Below are 25675 nucleotides of genomic sequence, written 5' to 3'. Positions count from 1 at the left end.
GTAGGTTACTGGCGCAAGAGGCTTAGGCGGCAAACAGCAATCTATGATTTCTGGCTGTATCCATAGCGAGATGCGGCTCTATTTTACGCAAGAAACATGAATTTCATTTTTATTTTCTAGCAAGATAACATCCACGCTGTATGGATTTTGTCACTATTTCTCGCTTTATGTTTCCACAAAATTCCCTTATGCCGTGCATCGGAACAGGCAAATCGCCCAGAGAGTGGCTCCGTGCACGACGCGACATCGCCCGAACAGTCACCCGCCGCCGCCCTTCCCCCCACGTCGTGGGAAGACGGGGCGAGCCTGCCGCCGGGAATTGGCGAACGCCCGCTGAGCGCCGTCTGCATCAACGCCGCCGCCGCGCGTGGCGACGCCCTCGCCGTGCTGGAGCGGGACGGAACCCGGCGCCTGAGCCACCGCGCGCTTGACGAGCGGGTCGGACGCTGGGCCGCCCGTCTGGCGGCGGCGGGGCTTCCCCCCGGCGCGCCCATCGGCCTGTGCGCGGTGGCCGATCTGGCGATTCCCGTAGGGTTTCTGGCGATTCTCGAATGGGGCGGGGTGGTCGTGCCGCTGGACCCGGCCCTGCCCGCCGAACGGCTGCGCGCGATGGCGCAGGGGGTGGGCTGCCGTCTGATCCTCGCCACCAACGACACCCGCGCGCTGTTCGGCGACGAAGTTCCAGTTCTGAATCTGGATGATGATCCAGGCGATCACCCGCCGCTCACCGCTGACGGGGTCGCCGACCCGGATCGGGTCGCCGCGCTCTACCACACCTCCGGCTCGACCGGGCGGCCCAAGCCGGTGGCGCTGCCGCACCGCGCCTTGTCCGCCCGCATCCTGTCGATGATGGCGTGGTTCGGCGTCAGCGGCGACGAGGTCCTGTGCGCGGGATCGACTCTAGCCTTCGACCCCTTCCTGCAACAGATGTTCTTCCCGCTCTGCGCCGGTGGAACCCTGTGGCTGCCCGACCGCCACACCCTGCTTGATCCGACCGCCTTTTGGGAACAGGCGGCGCGCTTCGGCGTCACCCATCTGAATTTTGTGCCCTCGCAGATGGAGGCGCTGTTGCGCCGCCCGCCGCCGGGCGGTTTGCCCAGCCTGCGCCGCGTCGTGTTAGGCGGCGAACGGATGCCGCCCGATCTGCCCGCCCGCATCAACGCGGCGCTGGGGCCGGTCGCCGTCTTCAACATGTATGGCCCGACGGAGGCGACGGTGGACGCGACCGGCTGGCGCGCCGATCCGACCGCGACCGACCGCGACATTCCCATCGGCGCGCCGCTGCCCGGTTGCCGCGTCCGCATTTTGGACGATCAATTGCGCCGCGTCCCGGTTGGCGAGGCGGGCGAGCTGTGCATCGGCGGCGCCGGATTGGCGCTCGGCTATCTTGGGATGGAGGAGGCGACGGTCCAGGCCTTCATCGCCGATCCCTTCGGCGCGCCCGGCGAGCGGCTTTACCGCACCGGCGATCAGGCCCGCTGGCTGCCCGATGGCCAGATCGCTTTCCTGGGCCGACAAGACGATCAAGTGAAGATTCGCGGCCAGCGGATCGAGTTGGGCGAGGTCGAAACCGCCCTGCGCGCCTTCCCCGGCGTCACCGCCGCCAGCGTCGGCAAGTGGGAGGACGCGCCGGGCGGCGCGGCGCTGGTCGCCCATATCACCGGCGATGTCACAGGCGCGCCGGATCTGGATGCTTTGCGCCGTTGGCTGGGCGAACGGCTCCCCGCCGCCGCCGTTCCCGCCCATATTCTGACGCTGGACAGCCTGCCGACCCTGCCCTCGGGCAAGATCGACCGCAAGGCGCTGCCGATGCCCGCCGTTTCGGCAACCGCTCCGGCAACGGCTCCCCAACCGACCGCGACTCTGGACGCCGCATCGCTGGAGCGCCGCATCGCCGCCGTCTGGGCCGATTTGCTGGGCCGTCCGACGGTGGATGTCGGGGCCAATCTGTTCGAGATGGGCGCGCATTCCCTGCATGTCCCCCGCGCCCTGATCGCGATTGAGGACGCCACCGGCCAACGGCTGAGCGCCGTCGATCTCTTCCGCTTTCCCAGCGTCGCCGCGCTGGCCCGCCATCTGTCGGGCGGCGCCGCCACGACGACCGCGCCGCGCCGCAAGGCCCGCCGCCGGGCGGCTGCCGACGATGGCGCCATCGCCATCGTCGGCATGGCCTTCCGCTTCCCCGGCGCGTCCGACCGCGCCGCCTTTTGGGATGTACTGATGGCGGGAGCCGACTGCGTCCGCCGCTTCGATCCCGCGACCTTGCGCCAAAACGGCGCGCCCGCCGCCCTGGTCGATCACCCGGATTTCGTTCCGGCCCACGCCGCCATCGACGGAACCGACCGCTTCGACCCGCAGCCCTTCGGCTACAGCCACGGCGAGGCGGCGGAGATTGACCCGCAGCAACGCATCCTGTTGGAACTGGCGTGGCACGCGCTGGAAGACGCCGCCTGCGAGCCGGACAGCGACGGGCCGGTCGGGGTCTTCGCCGGGGTCGGCTTCAACAGCTATCTGGTGGACAATCTGCGCGACCGCATCGGCTTCGCCGGTGGAACCGACCGCTTTTCCACCGTCGTCGGGGCCGACAAGGATTTCGCGGCGACCCGCATCGCCTACAAGCTGGGGCTGACCGGCCCGGCGATGACGGTGAACAGCGCCTGCTCCACCGCCTTGTCGGCGACGGTGACGGCGGTGGATTCCCTGCGGGCCGGGCGCTGCCGGGTGGCGCTGGCCGGCGCCGCGTCGCTGGGCATGTTCTCCCCCCTTGGCCACATCCACGCCGACGGCGGCATCGCCTCGCGCGTTGGGGAGTGCCGTCCCTTCGACGCCGGGGCCGACGGCGTGGTGGCCGGGGCCGGGGCCGCCGTTCTGGTCCTGAAGCGGCTGGACGACGCGCTGGAGGATGGCGACCGCGTCCACGCCGTCATCAAGGGCGTCGGCATCGCCAACGACGGGGCGGGCAAGGCCGCCTTTTCCGCCCCCTCCGTCGATGGGCAGGCGAGCGCCATCGCGGCGGCGCTGGAGGATGCGGGCGTCACGCCCGACCAGATCGGCTTTGTCGAGGGGCATGGCACCGCCACCCTGCTGGGCGATCCCATCGAGGTCACGGCCCTCAACCTCGTCTATCGCGGCGGCGCGCCGGGCAGTGCGCTGCTGGGGTCGGTCAAGGGCAACATCGGCCATCTCGACGCGGCATCCGGCATGGCCGGGCTTGTCAAGGCGGCTCTGGCGCTGGAGCATGGCGTGGTCCCGCCCACCGCGCGCTTCACCGACGCCAACCCGCGCATTCCCTTCGCCGAGGGGCCGTTCCGCGTCAACGCGCACGCCGAACCCTTCCCCGGCCCGGCAAATCGCCCGCGTCTGGCGGGGGTCAGCGGCTTTGGCATGGGCGGCACCAACATTCACGCCATCCTCGCCGCCGCGCCGCCGGTCCAACCACCAGCGGAGGCCCCCGCCCCCGGCCCCGTGCTGCTGACCCTGTCCGCCGCCACGCCCGAGGCCCGCGACCAACTGGCCGACCGTCTGGCCGATCACCTGACCGCGCACGACGTCCCGCTGGCCGACGCCGCCGCAACGCTGGCCCGCCGCCGCCCCCTGCGCTGTCGCCGCGCCGTCGTCGCCGCCACCCCCGCCACCCCCGCCGAAGCCGCCGAGGCGTTGCGCGCGGGCGGCAAAGCGGGCGGGCTGTTGAACGGCGAAGCCCCGGGCGGCGTCGCCGCCGCCTTTCTCTTCCCCGGCCAAGGGGCGCAACAGGCGGGGATGGCCCGTGACCTTCACCGCGCCCTTCCCGCCTTCCGCGCCGTGATCGACGAGGCCGACCGGATTTTGCGCGGCGGCCCGGCGGAGGGCTTGCGCGCCCTGCTGCTGGCCGATCCCGCCGACGCGCGGGCCACGGCGGCGCTGTCGGAAACGCTGCTGACCCAACCGGCCCTGTTCGTCACCGAATACGCGACCGCCAAGGCGCTGGAATCCCTCGGCATCCGGCCAAACGCCCTGATCGGCCACAGCGTGGGCGAGTATGTCGCCGCGTCCTTGAGCGGGGTGATGGGGTTCGAGGACGCGCTGCGGCTGGTGGCGGCGCGCGGGCGGCTGATGGCGTCGGCCCCGCGCGGGGCGATGCTGGCGATTTCGCTGCCGGAGGCCGAGGTTCTGCCGCTGCTCGCCCAATGCGGCGCCGATCTGGCGGCGGTCAACGCCCCCCGGCAATGCGTCGCGGCGGGCGACGAGGCGCAGATCGCCGCGCTGGCCCAGATGGTCGCGGCGCTGGGCAAACCGGCGCGGCGGCTGGCGGTGTCGCACGCCTTCCATTCGGCGCTGATGGAGCCGATCCTCGACGCCTTCGCCGAGGAGCTGGCGCGCGCCCCGCTGGCGGCCCCGACCATTCCAATCCTGTCGAACGTCAGCGGCGATTGGCTGCGGGCGGACGAAGCGACCGACCCCGCCTATTGGGCGCGCCATCTGCGCGGAACCGTGCGTTTCGCCGACGGGCTGCGCCGCCTGATCGACGCCGACCCGTCCCGTCTGCTGATCGAAGCCGGTCCCGGCGTGACGCTGAGCCGCTTGGCGCGCGGCGCGGGCGCGCCGGAAAACCAGGCCATCCCCGCCCAACCGTTGGACGGCGGCGACGGCCACGCCGCCTTGCTGACCGCTGTGGGGCGCGTCTGGGTGGCGGGCGGAAGCATCGACCGGCGGGCGGCGGCGGGCGGCTCGCAACGGCGGGCGACTCTGCCGGGCTATCCCTTCGCGCCGGTGCGGCTGTGGATCGAGCCGGGGACCGTGACGTCCGTCGCGACGGACAGCGCCATTTCGACCGCACCAGACGCGCCCGTGATCGGGGTCAGCGCGACGGAGGCGGTGATCGCCGCCGTGTGGCGCGATGTTTTGGGCGTGCCGCAGGTTGTCCCGGACGATGATTTTCTGGCCTTGGGCGGCGATTCCCTGATCGCCGTTCGCATCGCCACCCGGCTGCGGACGCGGCTGGGCTGCGAGGTGGCGGCCAGCGCGCTGTTCCGGGCTGGCACCGTGGCCGGGCTGGCCCGACTGCTAGCGGTGGAAACGCCGCCAGAACCGGATTTTAAGAAACAGAGCGCCGAAGAAGACGCTGGTCGTGAGGAGGGTTGGTTGTGACGGGCGACATCAAGACGAACGGCGGCGTGACCATGGACAGCGTTGACGCCTTGCTGGCCGATCTGGCGGCGCGCGACATCCGCTTGAAAACCCAGGACGGCAAGCTGGGCTACGACGCCCCGCCCGGCGCTTTCGACGACGCGCTGAAGGACCGCGTGCGGGCGCTGCGCCCGGCCCTGCTCGCCCGCCTCGCCCAACCATCCAGCGTCGCGGCTCCCGTCACCGCGCCTTTGTCCTCCGGGCAAGAGCGCATGTGGTTCCTCAACCGGCTGGAGGTCGGGCAGCCCGGCGGGCCGAACGGCGGCTACACCGAACATCTGGCCTTCGCGCTGACCGGCCCGCTGGACCGCGCCGCGTTGGACCGCGCGTTGTCGGCGGTCGCCGCCCGCCATGGCGCCTTGCGCGCCCGCTTTCACGACGGCCCCAACGGCCCGGCGCAAAGCATCGCCCCGCCGACGGACGATTCGCTGTCCGCGCGCGTCGTCGATTTGCGCGCCGCGCCCGAACGGCTGGACCCTGAGCTTGAGAAGGCCGCCCATCGGCCCGTCGATCTGGCGACCGATCCGCACGTCCTCGTCACCCTGTTCGTCCTGGCCGACGACCGCCATGTTCTGTCGGTGTCGGCCCACCACGCGGCGTGGGACGGCTGGTCCAACGGCCTGTTCAGCGCCGACCTCGCCGCCGCCTACAACAACGCCCGCGCCGGACGCCCCGCCGCCCTGCCGCCGCTGGCCCGCGACATGGCCGATCTGGCCCGCGCCCAACGCGCGGCGCTGGCGACGGGCGGCTTCGACGCCGCGCTGGAACGGCTGCGCCGTCTGCTCGACGGCTATCCGACCCAACTGGATCTGCCGACCGACCGACCGCGTCCGGCAGTCGCCGACGGGCGCGGCGCCGCCCTCTCCCTGCGGGTGGAGCCGGAAGCCGCAGCCGCGCTGGCCGCCGCCGCACGGCGGGCGGGCGCGACGCCCTACATGGCGGCGCTCGCCGCCTGGGCGCTGCTGCTGGCCCGGTTGAGCGGGGCGTCGCGCCTGCTGATCGGCGCGCCGGTCGCCGCCCGCGAGGACGCGGATGAAGAGGCGGTGATCGGCTATCTGTCCAACACCGTGGCGATTCCGGTGGACGTCGGGGCGGCGGACAGCTTTGGCGCGCTGGTCGCCCAACTGCGCGACCGCACGCTCGACGTCATGAGCGCCCAGCGCGTGCCGTTTGAAAAGCTGGTGGAGGCGCTGGCCCCGCCGCGTTCGCGCGCCACCACGCCGCTGGTTCAGGCGGTGTTCGCCATGCAGCCGCGCGCGGTTCCCGCCCCGGCGCTGGACGGCTTGAGCGTCGCCGTGCTGCCCAGCCACAACGCGGCGGCGCGCTATGAGCTGACGCTCAATCTGGAAACCGCGCCCGACGGCGCGCTGGAAGGGCCGTTGACCTACGCGGCGACCCTGTTCGACGCCGCCACCGTCGCCGGGTGGGCCGACCATTTGCGCGCCTTTTTGCGTGACGCCCCGCGCCTCTGGGACGCCCCGCTCGACCGCTCTCCGCTGGCCCCGCTGGCCCCGGCGCCGCAAGCGGACGGCTTCGCCACCCCGACCGAACGGGCGTTGGCGGCGGTTTGGGCAAAATTTCTCGCCACCCCGCCGACCGCGCGGGAGGATGATTTCTTCGTTCTGGGCGGCCACAGCCTGCTGTTGATGCGGGTCATCAACATGGTGAACAGCGGCCCACTGGGGCGGATCGAATTGGCCCAGGCGCTGGGCGCCACCCGTCTGATGGAGATGGCCGCCCTGATCGACGGCGTCGCCCTGCCCGCCGCGCCGACGCCCGCCGTTTCCGTCAGCGCCGCGACCGCCGAGGAGCACCCCGCCAACCCCGGCCAAGAGGGCATGTGGCTGACCCGGCGGGACGATCCGTCCTCCACCGCCTGGTCGGTGCCGCTGCTGATTCCACTGGCGCGCTTCGCCGACCCGGCGACGGTGCGCGCGGGTCTGGAGCGGCTGGCCGCCCGTCACCCCGCCCTGCGCACGACCCTGTGCGAGCGCGACGGCGCGATCATCCAGCGCGTCGCCCCGCCGGGGCCGGTCGATCTGACCATTCATGACGGGCTGGACGCCGCCGCCCGCGTCGCGGTGATGCGGGCGGAGTTGGCCCGTCCGATGGACATGGAGCGCGGGCCGCTCTACCGCTTTCACCTGTTCGTCAATGGCGACGGAGCGGGGAGTCTGTTCCTGACCGCCGACCACACGCTGATCGACGGCTGGTCGCTCGACGTCCTGCGCCGCGACGTGGTGGCCTTGATTGATGAGGCGGGCGGCGGACAACCGCATGACCTGCCGGATTTGACCTGCACCCCGATGGCGCTGACCGCCCGGCGGCTGGCCGACGCCGCGACCATGGCGGCCAACCGCGCCTATTGGCTGGACGCCCTGCGCGGGATGGAGCTTGGCGACCCCGCCGCCCCCCGTTCCCGTCCGCCCGGCGCGGCCCCGCGCGGTCGCCGCACCCAATTGGATGTGCCCGCCGCGACGATGGCCGCGCTGGACCGAATCGCCAAGACCGGCGGCACGACCCCGACCGTGGCCTTGATGGCCGCCGTCAGCGCCCTGATGATCCGGCTGAAGAGCGACGGGCGCGACGTGTCGGTCGCCACCCCCTTCGTCGGGCGCACGGAGACGGAGCACGCCGATCTGGTCGGCTGCTTTGTCGAGGTGCTGCCGCTGCGTTTCTCCGGCGCGCTCGACCAGCCCTTCGCCGCCCATCTGGCGGCGACCCGCCGGACGTTGACCGGCGCGCTGGCCCACCAGACCTACCCGCTGCGTCACATCATGAAGGACATGCTGGACGCGCGCGGCGGCGAGCCGACGACCCTTTACGACGTCGTCGCCGTTCTGGAAAACGCCGAGCCATCGGCGCGCGACTGGTTCGACCCGCTGTTGGGCGCGGGGAAATATGATCTGGCCTTCATCGTCGGTCGGCAGCCCGACGGCGGCGCGCTGCTGACGGTGGAGCATGACGAATGGCTCTATGATTCGGAGGACGCCCGCGCGCTGGCCGCGCGGTTGAACGCCCTGCTGCTCGACGCCGCCGCCCGCCCGGATTCCGCCCTTGGCGACCTTGCCGTCTTGCCCGACGCCGAACGCCGCCTGCTGGCCGACCGCTTCAACCCCGCGCCCAGCCCTTACCCGCGCGACGCCTCCCTCGCCGATCTGTGGCGGTTGGCGGCGGCGGCGCACGCCGACCGCGTGGCCTTGCGCCGGTCGAACGGCGACACCATCACCTACGCCGACCTCGACCGCCGGGCCGAGAGCGTCGCGGCGGCGCTGCTCGCCGCCGGGCCGGTCGGGCCGACCGTCGCCCTGGCGGTTGAGCGCGGCTTTGACGCCGTCGCCGCCATTCTCGCCATTTGGAAAGCCGGAGCGGCCTATCTGCCGCTCGACGCCAAGCTGCCGCCCGCCGTCACCGCCCAACTGATGCGGGACGCCGAGGCCCGCCTGATCCTGACCGACGCCGCCAAGGCCCCCCGGCTGGCGGACATCCCCGGAAGCACAATCCTGCGGCTGGACGCCCTGCCCGCCAGCCCGGCGACGGCAAGCCCGGCGCGGCAAGACGGCGGATCGCCCGCCTATGTGATGTTCACCTCCGGCACCACCGGCGCGCCGAAGGGGGTGGTGGTTCCGCACCGGGGAGTCGCCCGGTTGGCCTTGAACCGCGAGGTTCTGGATCTGCGCCCCGACGACGTGATGGGGCAATTGGCCCCGCTGGCCTTCGACGCCACCACGTTGGAGCTGTGGAGCGCCCTGCTGAACGGAGCCAGTCTGCGGATTTTTGACGACGAGGAGTTGCTGGACCCGCAGGCGCTGGGCGCCGCGCTGGCGACCAGCGGGATCACCACCTTGTGGTTGACCGCCGGTCTGTTCAACCGCGCCGCCGACGAATCGCCGGGGATTTTCAAGACTCTGCGCCTGCTGATGACCGGCGGCGAAGCGCTCAGCCCGCCGCATGTCCGCAAGGTGATGGCCGCTTGTCCGGGCTTGCCCCTGCTCAACGGCTATGGCCCGACGGAAAATTCCTGCCTGACCACCCTGCACGCGATCACCGCCGCCGATCTGGAAGGGGCGATTCCGATTGGCCGACCGATCAGCGACACCCGCGTCCACATCGTCGACGAACGGCTCAACCCCGTGCCGGTCGGCGTCTGGGGCGAGCTGCTGTGCGGCGGCGACGGGGTGGCGCTGGGCTACGCCGGGCGGCCCGATCTGACGGCGCACTCCTTCGTCACCCTGCCCTGGAGCGGCGGCGAGCGGGTTTACCGCAGCGGCGACATCGCCCGCTGGCGGCGCGACGGCGTGATCGAATTCGCCGGACGGCGCGACGGTCAGGTGAAAATTCGCGGCCACCGCATCGAAACCGGGGCCATCGAAACCGTGCTGGCCGGGTGCGCGGGCGTGCGCGACGCCGTCGTTCTCGTCACCGGCGGCGGGGCCGACAAGGCGCTGGTCGCCTGCGTCGCCGCCGACAGCCCGACGGGCGAGGGCGCGTGGCGGCGGCGCTTGGCCGAACAACTGCCGATCTACATGATGCCCGCGCGCTTCATCGTCGTGCCGAATCTGCCGGTCAACGCCAACGGCAAGCGCGACCGCCGCGCCCTGCTGCCGCTGGTCGCCGCCGTGATGAACGCCACCGCCCCCAGCCTCGCCGCCGCCCCGACGCCCCCGGCCAACCACGCCGAGGCGCTGGTCCTGCGCCTGTTCGCCGAGCAATTTCCCGGCGTCGCGCTAGACTCCGCGTCGGACTTCTTCCACCTTGGCGGCCATTCGATGACGGCGATGCGGCTGTCGGCTCGGCTGAGCGAGGAGAGCGGCGCGCGGGTGTCGATGCGCGCCCTGTTCGCCGCCCGCACCGTCGCGGCCATCGCCGCGCTGCTGCCGACCTCCGCCACCCCCGCCGCCGATTCCACCAAATCCACCGGAAAAACTGACGCCAACATGCCGCTTCCGCCCGTCGCGCGCCTCGTCTCAGAACCCGCCGAGGGGTTTCCCCTGTCCACCGGGCAGGAACGGCTGTGGGTGATGCAGCGGCTGTTCCCCGACAGCGGCGTCTACAACGTGCCGCTGGCGTTCGAGGCCGAGGGCGCGTTGGATCAAACCGCGCTCGCCCGCGCCCTGACGGCGCTGGAGGAGCGCCACCACGCCTTGCGGCTGCGCGTCGTGACCGGGGCGGACGGGCGTCCGCGCCAACGGCTGTTCCCGGCGGGCGCGCTGGTCGCCACAACCGTCGATCTCAGCGCGGAGCCGGACCCCGATCAGGCCGCCGCCGCCCGCCAGATCGCCGAACTGTCCCGCCCCTTCGCGCTGGAGCGGGAGGCCGGGGCGCGCGCCGCGCTGATGCGGCTGGCGCCGAACCGCTGGCGCGTTCTGCTGGTGCTGCACCACGCCATCATGGACGGCTGGTCCGCCGGGATCCTGCTGCGCGACCTCGCCGCCTTCTACGCCACAGCCCTGGGCGCGCCTGCCGCGCCGACGCCCGCGCCTGCGGTCCAGTTCCAGGACGTCGCCGCCTGGCAGCGCGACCACGCCGACAGCGCCGAGGGCAAGGCCCTGCTCGCCCGCTGGGTGGAGCGGCTGACCCCGCGCCCGGCGCCGCTCGACCTGCCGACCGACCACCGCCGCCCGCCGGTCAAAAGCTTCCGGGGCGACACCGTCGAATTCACCTTCGACGCCGAACGCAGCGCCGCGCTCGACCGGCTGGCGCGGGCGGAATCGGCGACGCCCTTCGCCGTCGTCACCGCGCTGGTCCAGGCCCTGCTGAACCGGATGACCGGGCAAAGCGATCTGGCGCTGGGCACCCTGGTCGCCGGGCGCGACCGGACGGAGGTGCAGGACACCGTCGGTTTCTTCGTCAACACCCTGGTGCTGCGCCAAACCATCGACCCGGCGGTCGGCTTCCGCCGTCTGCTGATCGACACCCGCGCCACCTGCCTGCACGCCGTCGCCGAGCAGCATTGCCCGTTCGAGGCGCTGGTGGAGGCCGTGGGCGCGCCGCGCGATCTGGGCCGAAATCCGCTGTTCGACGTGCTGGTCGTCTGGCAATCGGAAGACGGCGCGCCGCCCGCCCTGCCCGGCCTGACCACCCGCCCGGTTCCGATCTCCTTCCCCTTCGCCAAATTCGATCTGGGATTCCATTTCGGGCGGCGTGGCGACCGCATCCTCTGCCAGATCGAACACAGCGCCGATCTGTTCGAGCCGGAGACCATCGCCGCCCTGTTCGAGCGGCTGGACACGCTGACCGCCGCCGTGCTGGCCGATCCCGACCGCAGCGTCGGCGGCCTGCCGATCCTGCCCGCGTCCGAACGCGCCCTGTTGGCCCGTTTCAACGACACGCGCGCGCCGCTCGACACCCGGCGCAGCTTGATCCGCCCCCTGCTGGACCGCGTCGCCCAAACGCCCGACGCGCCCGCCCTGCTGTGGAACGGCCAGCCGCCGCTGTCCTACCGGACCTTCGCCGCGCGGGCCGGGGCGGTCGCCCGCCGTCTGGTCGCCGCCGGGGTCAAGCCCGGCGATTGCGTGGCCGTCTGCGCGCCGCGTTCGCCCGAACTGCTGATCGCCATTCACGCAATCCTGATGGCCGGCGCCGGTTACGCCCCGCTTGGGACCGATCAACCGGCGGCGCGGATCGCCGGAATGCTGGAGGATTTGGGCCGCCCGTTGGTGCTGGCGACCGCCGATTCCCGCGCGCCGCTCGACGGGCTGTCCGCCCGCGTCCTGGAGCTGGGCGGGGTTGAGGAGGCGGAACCGCTTGATCTGGGCGGGCCGGACGGGTTGGCCTACACGCTCTTCACCTCCGGCTCGACCGGGCGGCCCAAGGGGGTGGCGGTGGAGCAGCATTCGGTGCTGAACCGCGTCTTGTGGATGCAAAGCGCCTTCCCCATCGGCCCCGGCGACGTAATCCTGCAAAAAACCCCGGCGACGTTCGACGTGTCGGTGTGGGAGCTGTTCTGGTGGGGTTGGACCGGGGCCACCGTCGCCCTGCCGCCGCCGGGCGCGGAGCGCGACCCGCAGGCGCTGGTCGAACAGATCGCCCGCGACGGCGTGACCGTGCTGCATTTCGTGCCGTCGATGCTCGCCGCCTTCCTGACCTGTCTGGAGGATGGCCGGGCCGACGCCGCCAAGCTGGCGCGCCTGCGTTACGTCTTCGCCAGCGGCGAGGCGCTGGACCCGGCGCTGGTCGAACGGTTCGACCGGCTGCTGCACCGCCCCTTTGGCGCGCAGCTCCACAACCTCTACGGCCCGACCGAGGCGACGGTGGACGTGACGTGGCAACCCTGCTCGCCCTGGACCGGCGGCGCGGTGGTTCCCATCGGGCGTCCCATCGCCAACACCACGGTGCATGTGCTTGACCCCAGCGGCGCGCCGACCCCCATCGGGGTCGCCGGGGAAATCCATCTGGGCGGGCCGCAGGTGGCGCGCGGCTACGTCAACCGGCCCGAACTGACGGCGGCGGCCTTCATCGCCGATCCGTCCGCACCGGGCGAACGACTCTACCGCACCGGCGATCTGGGGCGCTGGCGGCGCGACGGGACCGTCGAGTATCTGGGCCGCATCGACCATCAGGTGAAGGTGCGCGGCCAGCGCATCGAACCCGGCGAGATCGAACACGCGCTGGAAAGCCACCCGGACGTTGAACGCGCCGTCGTCGTCCCCGTCACGGTGGACGGCCTGACCGAACTGCATGGCTATGCGCTGACGCGCGGCGGCGCCGTAACCTCGGCGGCGCTGCGCGCCCTGCTGCGCGACCGGGTGACGGAGGCGATGATCCCCGCCCGCTTCTTCCGGCTGGACCGGCTGCCTTTGACCAGCAGCGGCAAGCTGGACCGCAAAAACCTGACCGGCGCGCCGCTGGACCGTCCCGCCGCCGCTGCGCCGGTGGAACGGCTGTCGGAGGTGGAGGCCGAGATCCGCGCCATCTGGCGGACCATCTTGCCCGACGCGGAACCCGGACCGCGCGACGGCTTTTTCGAGGCGGGCGGCAACAGCCTGCTGGTGATCCGCCTGCACGAGCGGCTGAACGCCCGCTGGCCCGGCGTGTTCGGCGTCGCCGACCTGTTCGCCTGCGCCACCATCGCCGAACAGGCCAAACGGGTGGTTCCATCCGCCGCCGCGCCTGTCCCTGTGCAGACCACCCCCTTGCCGAACACGGACCGCCCCGCCGCCGCCATGCCACAGACCAACGCCCCCGCCGCCGAAGCCCCGCACGCCATCGCGATTGTCGGCATGGCCGTCCGCCTGCCGGGCAGCGAGGATCTCGCCGGATTCTGGCGCGACGTCTCGACCGGCGTGGACCGGGTGCGCCCGCTGCCCGCCGGGCGCGAGGCGGAAACCCGCGCCCTGCTCGCCGCGCTGGGGCTGCCGCAGCCCGACCGTTTCCGCGAGGCCGCCTATCTCGACGACGTGATGGGCTTTGAGCCGAAGCGGCTGCGGCTGTCGCCCGCCGACGCCGCCTTGCTCGATCCCGAACAGCGGCTGTTCCTGGACACCGCGCTGCGCGCCCTGGAGGACGCCGGGCGCGGCGGCGCGGCGTTGGACGACGCCCACGTCGGCGTCTTCGTCGGCGGCGTGCCGGGAACGGCGTGGCGCGACGCGCTGATGCGCGGGGCGGCGGCCAACCGGGTGGAGCAGATCTTCGCGCTGAACGTCGCGTCGAACATCGCCACCCGCCTGTCCTTCCTGCACAATTGGCGGGGACCGGCGGCGCTGATCGACACCGCCTGTTCCGCCTCGCTCGCCGCCGTTCACGCCGCCTGCCGGGCCTTGCGCGACGGCGATTGCGAGTGGGCCTTGGTCGGCGGGGCGAAAACCCTGCTGACGCCGCCCGCCGACGGCCAACGCCTGACCATCGACAGCTCCACCGGGCGGACCCGCGCCTTCGCCGAGGGGGCCGACGGAACCGGCATGGGCGAGGGGGCCGTCGCCTTCCTGCTGCGCCCGCTGGCCGCCGCGCTGGCCGATGGCGACGCCATCCACGGCGTGATTTTGGGCAGCGCCGTCAACCAGGACGGGGCGAGCAGCGGCATGGCCGCCCCCAACCCGGCGGCCCAGGCCGAGGTGATCGCCGCCGCCGCCCGCGACGCCCGGATTCCGGTCTCCAGCCTGTCCTACGTCGAGGCGCACGGCACCGGAACCGCGCTGGGCGATCCCATCGAGATTGACGGGTTGACCCGCGCCGCGTCGGCGGAAACCACCGAGGTCGGCTTCGCCGCCATCGGCTCGGCCAAGGGCAATTACGGCCATCTCGACGGCGCCGCCGGGGCGCTGGGGCTGGCCCGCGCCCTGCTGTGCCTGATCCACGACCACGCCCCGCCGCAGCCCTTCTTCGACGCGCCGAACCCGCGCATCGACTTCGCCAAGGCCCCCGTCGCGGTGGCCCGCGCGCTGACGCCGCTGGCCGACCGGGGCGGCCCGCGCCGCGCCGGGGTCAGCGCCTTTGGCCTGAGCGGCATCAACGCCCATGTGGTGGTGGAGGCCGCGCCGCTCGTCGTCCGCCGCGCCCAATCGGCGGAGGGCTGGTTCGCCGTTGGCCTCTCGGCCCCCGACGCCGACAGCCTGCGCGGCTACGCGGGCGCGCTGGTCACGGCGCTGCGCCGCCATCCCGATTGGCCGCTGGCCGACGTCGCCCGCACCCTGACCGACGGGCGCGACGCGTTGGACGCCCGGCTGGCGGTGTGGGTGCGCGACCGGGGCGATCTGATGGCCCGTCTGGCCGTCTTCGCCGCCGCGCCCGACGCGGTGGAGGGGCTGGCGCTGACCGGAACCGCCGCCCGCGCCAACGGCGCGGAGGCTCATCCCGTCCTGCATCGCGACGAAAACGCGGCGCTGGCCGCCGCGACCGCCTTCGTCGGCGGCGCGCGCCTGCTGTGGCCGCAGGACATTCCGACCGGGCGGGTTCATCTGCCCGCCGCCCCGCTGGCCCGCCGCCGCTGCCTGCCAGACCTGTCCCCCGCCCAGGCCATGGTCGCCGCTCCGGTTGGCCTGCTGGGTCCGGCGGTGGTGACTCAGCACGGGCGTTTCCACCCGGTGGACGCGCACGCCGAGCGGTTTTGGCCGGTCGCCGACCATCGGTTGGAGGGCGCGCCGACTTTGGTCGGCATGGGCTTCCCGACGCTGGTGGCCGAGGCGCTGGCCGACAGCCCCGTCCGCATCGACGATCTGCGATGGATCCGCCCGCTGCGCCCGGCGGAGCTTGCCCCCGGCACGGTGACGCTCAGCCTCGCCGACGACGGCGCGGCGACCCTGACCGGGCGGACGCTGGACGGGCGTTGGCAGACCTTCGCCAAGGCGACCGTCACGGCGCAACCGGCGCTGGTCGCCGACACGCTCGACCTTGCCGCCCTGGCGGCGCGCTGCGCCCCGCCCGGCGACGTCCCGCCCTTCCAAAGCCGAAACGGCGTGGTCGAGGTCAGCCCGCGCTGGAACTGTCTGGAGCGTGTCGCCCCCGGCTCGGGGGAATCGCTGGCCTGGCTGCGCGCGCCGTCGGGCGACGAGGGCGTGCGCCTGCACCCCGGCCTGCTCGACGTCGCCACCGGCCAAGCCCTGGAAGAGGGCGGCATGGTGCCGACCGGCTGCGGAACCATCCTGATCCACGGCCCGCTTCCCGCCGATCCCGTCGCCCACGTCACCCGCCGCGCCACCGCCGACGGGGCGGAGGCCGACATTCATTTGGCCGACCGCGACAACGGACGGATCGCCGTCAGCCTGCTGGCCCTGCGCTGGACCCGGCTGACCGGCGCGCGGACGACGGGCGACCTCACCCCGGCCCTGCCGGTGTGGGAGGCCGCGCCCCTGACCACCGCCGGTGTGTCCGCCGCCGATCCCGGCGGGCCGGTGGTTCTGATCGGCGAAGGCCCGCTGGCCGACCGTCTGGCCGCTCATCTCAGCGCCGCCGGGCGTCTGGCCGCGCGCGGCGGCAGCGCCGCCCCGGACGCAGAAACCCTGGCCCGCATTGGCGGCGCCGATCACCCCGCCATCCTCTTCGTTCCCGCCAGCGGTCCCGACGCCGGGATTCGGGCGGCGGCGGCGATGCGGTCCGTGTTGGCCGCCCTGCGCCACCCCACCCGCCTGTTGGCGCTGGGCGAGGGGGCCTTCGCGGCGGAGGGCGCCGACACGCTCGATCCCTTCCAGGCGCTGATTTACGGCGTGGTCGTCTGCGCCGCCCAAGAAGAACCGATGCTGACCGCCCGTTACATCGATTGCGACGACGCCATCGGCCCGGCGGCCCTGCTGGCCGAACTGGCGGTTCTCGAACGCAACCCGCGCGCTGTGGCGTGGCGGCGGGGCCGTCGCCTGATCCGCCGCTTCCACCCCACCGAGGCCAAGGCCGAGGACGCCGCATGGCCGACCTCCGGCTGCTGCGTCGTTTCGGGCGGCACGGGCGGGTTGGCGTTGATGCTGGCCGACACGCTGGCCGCCGGGGGCAAAATCGCCTTGGCCCTGCTGTCGCGCGGCGGCGAGCCGACCGGCGACGACGTCGATTCCGTCCGGCGGCGGGAGCTGCTGGCGGCGTTGCGCGCCGCCGGGCTGCGGGTCGCCGTCCACGCCTGCGACGTCGCCGACCGGGCGGCGCTGGCGGCGACGCTCGCCCGCGTCCGTGAGGAGATGGGGCCGATCACCGCCGTCGTCCACAACGCCGGGGTCGCCGACGGGGCCTTTCTGGGCAGCGGCGAGCGCGCCGTCGCCGCGTATGTCAACGCGCTGACCGCCAAGGTTGAGGGCGCCCGCCTGCTCGACGAGTTGACCGCCGCCGACCCGGTGGAGGCCTTCGTCCTGGCCGGTTCGCTGACCGGGCTGACCGGCGGGGCCGGACACGCCGCCTACACCGGGGCCAACGCCTTCCTCGACGCCTTCGCCGCGCAACGCCGCCGCCGGGGCAAACCGGCGCTGTCCATCGACTGGTGCGGCATCCGCGAGGTCGGCATGGCCGCCCGCCTGCTGAAGGGCCGCAGCATTGGCGTGGACGCCGGTCCCGCCGACGTCGGCCCGCTGCTGCGCCGCGCTCTGGCCACGCAATCCCCGCAGGTCGCCATCCTCGACCCGACGATCAAGGCGGCGCTGGCTCCGCAAAGCGCGCCCGCCCAAGCCACACCGACAGCCCCGGCCCAAAGCGCCCCCGCTCCGATCACGTCGGCGCGGAGCGGCGCCAAACGCTCCGGCGGCGCGCGGGCGCTGGAGGCGGCGCTCGCCGCCGTCTGGGCCGACGTGCTTGGCTATGACACGGTGGCGCCGGACGATGATTTCTACGCGCTGGGCGGCGATTCCATCGGCGGGATGCAGATCGTCGAACAGGTGGTCCGCGACCTTGGCCAGATGATGACCCTGGTCGATCTGTTCGAGACGGGGACCGTCGCCAAGCTGGCCGAGCGGCTGCGCAGCCGCGCCGCCGAACAGCGCCCGCAAGGCAACGGCCTGCGGCCCGCCCCGCAACGCGACCGCTACCCGGTGGCGTGGGAGCAGTTGGCCGTGCTGCGCGCCGAAGCGGCGGCGGACATGGGAACCGCCTACAATCTGCCCAATGGGCTGCATCTGCCGCCGGACGTGGACATGGACCGGCTGCGCGCCGCGCTCGATGCGCTGGTCGCCCGGCACGAGATCCTGCGCACCCGCCTGATCCCCGCCGCCAGCGAGGCCGACGAGCCGACCATGGCGATCCTGCCCCCCCGCCCGGCGCGGATCGAGGAGGTCGATTGCCCGACGGACGAGGGGCTGTTGCAGACGCTCAACGCCGCCGTGCGCCCGTTCGCGCTGTGGACGGACGAGCCGCCGGTGCGGATCCTGCTGGGCCGCGTCGCCGGAAGGCCGCGCGCGGTGCTGCTCGACGTTCACCACTCCCTCGCCGACGCCTTCAGCATGGAGGTTCTGCAAGCCGACCTGATCGCGCTGTATGACGGCGCCGCCGACCCGGCCCCGACCATCCAGTTGAAGGATTACGCGTGGTGGAGCCGTTCGGGCGAAGGGGCCGCCGCGCCTGAAGAGGCGCGCGGCTATTGGCTGGACCGTTTCAAGGGCGCGTTGCCGGTGCTGGACCTGCCCGCCGACCATCCCCGCCCGGCGCGCCACACCTGGCGGGCGGAAACCACCGAATTTCCCATCGCCTGGGATACGGTCAGCCGCCTGCGCGCGTTCGCGGCGGAACGGCGGACGACGCCCTTCGCCGTGGTCACGGCGGCCTGGGCCTTGCTGCTCGCCCGCTACGCCCGCGTTGAGGATCTGGTCTTCGCCGTGCCGGTGAACTCGCGCGAAGGCGCGGCGATGGCAGCGATGACCGGCATGCTGGTTTCGCTGCTGCCGCTGCGGCTGGGGGTTCGCGCCGAGGACACGGTGGCCGACCTGATCCAACGCACCCACGCCGCTCATTCCGAGGCGATGCGCCACCGCGCCTATGGTTTGGGGCGGCTGCTGGCCGATCTGGCCCCGCCCGCCTCGCCCGACCGGGCGTTGTTGTCGGAGGTCACGCTCTCTTACATGAACTTCGCCGAGGGGGCCGGGCAAACGCGGGTCAAGGACGGGCTGACGCCCTTCGGGCTGGCCCGCCACGATGGCAAGAGCGACCTTGGCCTCTATGTCCGCGACCTGCCCGACCATATGGTGATGGCGGTCGAGTATTACGCCGATCTGTTCGACCGCGACCGCATGGAGCGGATGGGCCGTCATTTCCGCGCCCTGTTGACCGCCCTGGTCACGGCGCCGCCCGACGCCCTGACCGCGAGCCTGCCGCTGACCGACGCGGAGGAGCGCGGCTGGCTCGCCGCCGTCGGCGCCGGTGCCACGCCGCCGCTGCCGCTGGAGCGCGGGTTGTTCGGCGCGCTGGCCGACCGCGCGGCGGCCAACCCGGACGCCGTCGCCCTGGTTGGAAGCGACCAAGCCTTGAGTTACGCCGACCTTCTGCGCCGCGTCGCCGGGGTGTCCCGCGCGCTGCGGGAGGCCGGGATCCTGTCCGGCGACCGCGTCGCCCTGCATGTCGAACGCGACGCCAACGCCATCCTTCTGCTGCTGGGCTGCGTGGCGGCGGGGGCGGTCTATGTCCCACTCGACCCCGCTTACCCCGCCGAGCGGATCGGCTGGATCCTGGAGGATTCGGCCTGCCGCGCGGTGATCGCCGACGCCGCCGGACGGGCGGTTCTGGCCCAGCTTCCCCCCAACCCCGAGCGCCGAATCCTGTCGGCGGAAACGCTGGCCGGGCTGGTCGCCGACAGCCTGACCCGCCCGCCCGCCAGCGGCCCGGCCTATGTGATGTACACCTCCGGCTCCACCGGAACGCCCAAGGGGGTTGTGGTGGCGCAGGCGGCGATTTTGCGGCTGGCGCTGGGCGGCGGCGATCTGACGATCACGGCGGAAGACCGGGTGATGCAGACCGGCCCGCTGGCCTTCGACGCCTCGACCTACGAGATCTGGGCGACCTTGTTGAACGGCGGCCGCCTGTGCGTGGCCAACCGCGAGGAGGTTCTGGATCCTGCGGCGCTGTCCGCCGCCATCGCCCGCCATCAGGCGAGCGCGCTGTGGCTGACGACCGGGCTGTTCAACCGGCAGGTGGACGCAAACCCGCACAGCTTCGCCAACCTGCGCCTTGTGGTGACGGGCGGCGAAGCGATGAGCGCCCCGCACGCCGCGCGCGCGCTCCGCGCCTGCCCCGGCGTGACCTTCCTCAACGCCTATGGGCCGACGGAAAACACCACCTTCACCACGTTGCGCCACATCAGCGCCGCCGATGCGACGCCGGGGCCGGTTCCGCTGGGCCGTCCCATCGCCCACACCACCGTCCGCGTCGTCGAACCGGGCGGCGCGCCGACCCCGACCGGGGTGTGGGGCGAAATTCTGCTGGGCGGGCTGGGGCTGGCCGAGGGCTACCTCAACCGCGCTGACCTGACGGCGGATCGCTTCGTCACCGACCCGGTCAGCGGCGAACGCCTCTACCGCACCGGCGATCTGGGGCGCTGGCGCGCCGACGGCGCGCTGGAGTTCGGCGGACGGCGCGACGGGCAAATCAAGCTGCGCGGCTACCGCATCGAGCTGGAGGAGATTGAAAAGGCGCTGAACAGCCATCCGGCCATCGCCGACAGCGCCGTTCTGTTCCTGCCCGACCCGACGGGCGACAGCGAGGCCGACGGCGTGCTGGTCGCCTGCGTCCAACCGCAGGGCGAGGCCCCCAGCGCGGCGGCGCTGCGCGATTGGCTGGGGCGGCGTCTGCCCGCCTACATGACGCCGCGCCGCTTCGTCACCGTGTCGGCGCTGCCGGTCACGGAGAATGGCAAGATCGATCGCCGCCAGCTTGCCGCCACGCTGCCGCCGCTGGAGGCCAACGACGACGACGCGGCGGGCGATCCGCCGCGCAACGAGGCGGAAACCCTGGTCGCCGAGGTGTTCAGCGAGGTGTTTGGGCGCAAAATCGCCGACCGCGACGCCAATTTCCTCGATCTTGGCGGTCATTCGCTGCTGGCGATCAAGGTGGTGAACCGCATCGCCCAGGCGACCGGGGTGCGGCTGTCGATGCGCGGCTTCTTCGCCGCCCCGACCGTCGCCGGTCTGGCCGCCCTGATCGACGACGACGCCGAGGCCAGCGACGACATCGTTCCGGTTCCCGACGCCCCCAGCCACCCGGCCAGCCACGCCCAGGCGCGGCTCTATCTGGCCAGCCGGATGGAGGGGGAATCCGCCGGGGGCGGGGCCGCCTACAACATCACCTTCGCCCTGCCCTTCGGTGGGCCGCTCGATCTCGACGCGCTGCGGACGGCGCTGACCCGCCTGACGGAGCGTCACGAGACTCTGCGCACCGGCTTCATCGAAGAGGACGGGGCGATCCGCCAGCGCGTCGCCGCCAGCGCCGTGCCGCCCCTGGCGGTGGACGACCTGTCGGCCAGCCCCGACCCGCGCGGCGAAAGCCTGCGTCTGGCCCGGCGCGAAGCGGCCACCCCCTTCGACCTCGCCGCGCCGCCGCTGCTGCGCGCCCGCGCCATCCGCATGGGGGCCAGCCTTCTCGACCCGAACAACGATCTTCCGGGTGACGGCGAAGGCTGGTTGGTCCTGCTGGTGCTGCACCACATCGTCGGCGACGGCTGGTCGTCGCGCATCCTGCTGCGCGAGTTGAGCAGGCTGTACCGCGCCGCCCGTCCCGGCGGCGACGCGCTGGCCCCGCTGCCCGCCCTGCCGGTGGCCTACCGCGATTTCGCGGTGTGGCAGAACCGCCGCGACTGGACCGACGCCGCCCGCCATTGGCGCTCGATCCTGTCGGACGCGCCGGACAGCGTCGCGCTGCCCGCCGACCGTCCGGCCCCGGCGGTGCAATCGCACCGGGGCGACACCATCAGCCGCAGCCTGCCCGCCGCGCTGACCCAGGGCTTGGCCGCCTACGCCCGCCAGCGCGGGGCGTCCAGCGCGTCAACCGCCTTGGCGATGTTCGCCGGGCTGCTCTACCGCCTGACCCGCCAGGGCGATCTGGTGATCGGCTTCGGCGTCGCCGGGCGCGACCGGGCCGAGGTGGAGGGGTTGATCGGCTTCTTCGTCAACGTCCTGCCGCTGCGCGTGCGCATCGGCGACGAGACGGAGTTCGGGGCGCTGGTCGATCAGGTCCACGCCGCGATGATGGCGGCGATGGACCATCGCGACTTCCCGTTCGATCTGCTGGTCCGCAGCGTCGCCCCCCGCCGCGTCGCCAACCGCCAGCCGCTCATCAACGTGGTGTTCGAGTATCAGCGCTTTGAGGATCTGGACGCCGACGCGGCCTGCGCCGACGCGCTGGGCGACCGCCTGTTCGGCGGCGGGCGCCCGGTCGATCCGGCCTTTGGCGGGGCCTTGGAAGAGGCGATCCGCACGCCGACCGCCAAGCATGATCTGCTGCTGTTCCTGACCGAACGGCGCGACGGCGGCACGCTGACCCTGGAATACGACACCGACCTGTTCGACCGGGCCACGGCGGAACGCTGGCTGGCCTATCTGGAGCAATTCGCCTCGATGGTTGTGAACCACGCAAACAAGGATGCCGCCGAATGAGGATCGCCGATTTCGTCTTTGACGCCAGCGCCAAGCCGACGGCGGCCCCCGTTCCGTTGACCGCCGCCGCCAGCGCCCCATCGACCGACACCATCGTCTCGCGCGTCGCCGCCTGGGCCGCCCGGCGTCCCGACGCCCCGGCCCTGGTGGATGAGGTTGGATCGACCAGCTACCGCGCGCTCGACCTGTGGTCCAACCGCATCGCCCAATGGCTGACCCGCGAGGGGCTGGCGCGCGAAACCCGCGTCGGCGTGATGATGGGCCGCCAGCGCGGCGCGCTCGCCGCCATGGTCGGGGTCATGAAGGCGGGCTGCGTCTATGTCCCGCTCGACCCCACCCAACCGCTCAGCCGCCGTCGCGCCCTGATCGACGCCGCCGGGGTCGAGGCCGTCGTCACCGAGGCCGCCGCGCTGGGCGACCTGCGCAGCCTGCAATGGCGCTGCCCGACCCTGCGCCACGGCCTGTGCCTGGACGCTGACGACGCCGAGCGGGTGATCGAAGCGCCGGGCGTGATGATGTCCACCGAGCTGTGGGACCATCTGGCCGGGGAGCAAGCCGACGACGCCGGGGCGGGCGGCTGGAAAAGCGCCTTCACCGGGCTGCCGATTCCGGGCGAGGCGCTGGCCGCCTTCGGCGCCAACGCGCGGGCCAAGACCGCGCCGCTTCTCACCCCGTCGTCGCGGGTGCTGGAGGTCGGTTGCGCGTCAGGCTTCACCATGCGGCACGTCGCGCCGCTGTGCGGATCCTACATCGCGTCCGACATCAGCCGCCTGAACGCCGAGCGGGTGGAGGCCAACGCCCGCAAGCTGGGGCTGACCCACGTCGCCGGGCGTCATCTGACCTCGCACGACATCGACCTGTTGGAGCCGGGCAGCCTGGATCTGATCGTCTTCAACAGCGTGATCGAAAGCTTCCCCGGCTTCGGCTATCTCGCCGACATTCTCGACAAGGCGGTGACGCTGCTGGCGCCGGGCGGGTCGCTGTTCCTCGGCAGCCTGTGGAATCTGGAGCGCAAGGACGATTATCTCGCCGATCTGGCCGCCTTCGCCCGCGACCACGCCGGGCAGGGCTACGCGACGCGCCTGGATTTCAGCGACGATTTCTTCGTTCCCCCCGCCTTCTTCCGCGATTGGGCGGCCAAGCGGGCGGAAAAGCCCTCGCTGGAATTCTCCGCCATCGACGCGCCGGGCTTCGACCCGGCCCCCTACGGCTTCGATCTGGTCATCCGCCTGGATGGCCGGGGCGAGGGCGCGCAGCCATGCCGCCATCTCGACGGGCGCCGCGCGCTCGACAGCCTGTCGGACAGCCCGCCCGCCGTCACGATCACGCCCGACCAGGGCGCATACGTCATCTTCACCAGCGGCACCACGGGAACGCCCAAGGGCGTCCTGGTCGAACACGCCCCGCTGGTCAATCTGGCCGACGCCATCGAACGGACTCTGTATGAGCCGCTGGGACAGGGCGATCAACTGGCGCTGAACTGCATTTTCGCCTTCGCCTTCGACGGGTCGATGCACTCCATCGGCACGGCGCTGCTGAATGGCCACGCCCTGCACATCCCCGGCGAAGAGACGCGCCGCGACCCCGCCCGCCTGCACGCCTTCATCGAGGCGCACGGGCTGGACGTCTGCGACGGCACCCCCAGCCTGTTCGCCATGCTGGTCGATCACTGGCACGACAGCGGAACGGCGACGTCGGTCCGGCTGGCCATTTTGGGCGGCGAGCCGGTAAAGGCGGAGATGCTGCGTCGCCTCTACAGCCTGCCCGCCCACGGCGATCTGAAAATCGTCAACCAATATGGCCCGACCGAAAGCTGCGTCTGCGCCACCCAGCACATCATGACCGCCGTCAATTGGGCCGAGCATCTGCCCCCGCCCATCGGCCTGCCGCTCGACAACATCCTGGTCAACCTGACCGATGGCGCCGGGCGGCCGGTGCCGGACGGCATGCCGGGCGAAATCCGCATCGGCGGGCGCGGGCTGGCGCGCGGTTATCTGAACGACGCGGCGCAAACCGCCAGCCGCTTCGTCACCGACGAGGCCGGGGGACGCTGGTATCGCACCGGCGACATGGCCCGCCGTCTGTCGAACGGGCTGCTGCAATTCCTGGGGCGCGAGGACCGGCAGGTCAAGATTCGCGGCTACCGCGTCGAGTTGGGCGAGGTGGAGGCCAAGCTCGCCGCCCATCCGCTGGTTGGGCGCGTCGCCGTGGTCGCCGCCGACCCGCGCGGCGACGGCGACAAACTGCTTGTCGCCTATGTCGTGCCGCGTCCGGGTTTTGACCCGACGCAGGCGCGCGCCGATCTGGACGCCGCCATGCCCGCCTGGATGATCCCGTCCTGGCTGGTCGCCATCGACGATTTGCCGATGACGGCGAACGGCAAGCTCGACGAGCGCCGCCTGCCGCCGCCCGCCGAACTCAACGCCCGCCCCAACCGGACCCGCCGCCCGCTCGCCACCGACGCCGAAAAGCGGCTGGCGGCGCTGTGGACCCGCATCCTTGAGATCCCGGTGGAGGATGGCGAGGATGATTTCTTCGCCATGGGCGGTCACAGCGTGCTGGCGGTGCGGCTGCTGGCGGCGGCGGAACAGGAGTTCGGCGTCCGCCTGCCGCTGGCCGAGCTGTTCACCAGCCCGACAATCGCCAGCATGGCGGCGTTGATCGAACGGCGCGGCGACGCGTCGGACTGGCATCCGGTCGTCGCCGTCAACGCGGGCGGCGCCCGCGTGCCGCTGCTGTGCTTCCACCCGGTCGGCGGCAACGTGCTGTGTTACCGCGAGTTGGCCGAGGCGCTTGGCCCCGACCAGCCGGTCTACATGGTGCAAAGCTATGGCCTGGAGGAAGGCCAGCCGCTCCACGCCTCGGTCGAGGCGATGGTCGCCGCCTATCTGGCCGCCACCAAGAGCGTCGTTCCCGACGGGCCGGTGGCGGTGGCGGGCTGGAGCTTCGGCGGCTTGCTGGCGTGGGAGGCGGCTTGCCAGTTGCAGCGCGCGGGCGTGGACGTCCGCGCCGTGGCCGTGCTGGACGGCGTGGCGATTCCCGACGTGGTGCGCGACCTGCTGCGCAAGGACGAGTCGGACTATCTGGCCGCCCTGTTCGACGAAATGGGCCTGTTCGACGCCGAAACCCTGCGCCCGCTGACGCCCGAACAGCGGCTCGACTTGATCCTGGAACGCGGCAAAGGCGGCCATTTCCTGCCCGACGGCATGGACCGCGCCGGGATGCGCCGCCTGATGGCGCTGTTCCAAAACAACGGCTTGGCCGCCGTGCGCTATCGCCCGCGCGGCTTCGATGGCAAGCTGCTGCTCGTTCGTCCGAAGGTCGAGACCAAGCAGGCGCCCGGCGTGTCCGGCGACCCGCTGAACGGCTGGGGGCCGTTGCCGTCGGGCGGGGTGACTCTCCGCTGGATGGAAGGCACCCACGGTCAAATGCTGGTCAAGCCCTGGCTGGACGAATTGGCGGAGTGTCTGCGGAGCTGGTTGGATGCGGTCAATGGGTGATAGGGCGCGCAAACGGGGCCACGC

At 72.4% G+C, this 25675-nt stretch carries 3 protein-coding genes; all 3 read left to right on the top strand.

The features are described 5' to 3' along the window. Window positions 1–231 precede the first annotated feature (231 nt). The 3 genes from D3877_RS21035 to D3877_RS21025 are packed head-to-tail and all read left to right on the top strand — an operon-like array spanning window position 232 to window position 25651. Window positions 232–5127, top strand: a complete 4896-nt coding sequence (locus D3877_RS21035; RefSeq protein ID WP_147395247.1) for a polyketide synthase — start codon at window positions 232–234, stop codon at window positions 5125–5127. Next, window positions 5124–22151, top strand: coding sequence for a non-ribosomal peptide synthetase (locus D3877_RS21030; RefSeq protein ID WP_119832748.1), 17028 nt, complete (start codon window positions 5124–5126; stop codon window positions 22149–22151). The genes D3877_RS21035 and D3877_RS21030 overlap by 4 nt, the downstream gene beginning before the upstream one ends. Beyond that, on the top strand, window positions 22148–25651 hold the full coding sequence (locus tag D3877_RS21025) for an AMP-binding protein (RefSeq protein WP_119832747.1): 3504 nt from the start codon (window positions 22148–22150) through the stop codon (window positions 25649–25651). The genes D3877_RS21030 and D3877_RS21025 overlap by 4 nt, the downstream gene beginning before the upstream one ends. Window positions 25652–25675: the final 24 nt, after the last annotated feature.

Origin of the sequence: Azospirillum cavernae, from assembly GCF_003590795.1 — a bacterium.
GTDB lineage: Bacteria > Pseudomonadota > Alphaproteobacteria > Azospirillales > Azospirillaceae > Azospirillum > Azospirillum cavernae.
This window is presented reverse-complemented; position numbering and strand designations above follow the sequence as displayed.

Bases quoted from the DNA above. Each gene is read 5' to 3' on its own strand.
- D3877_RS21025 (WP_119832747.1), top strand. From the start codon at position 22,148: ATGAGGATCGCCGATTTCGTCTTTGACGCCAGCGCCAAGCCGACGGCG.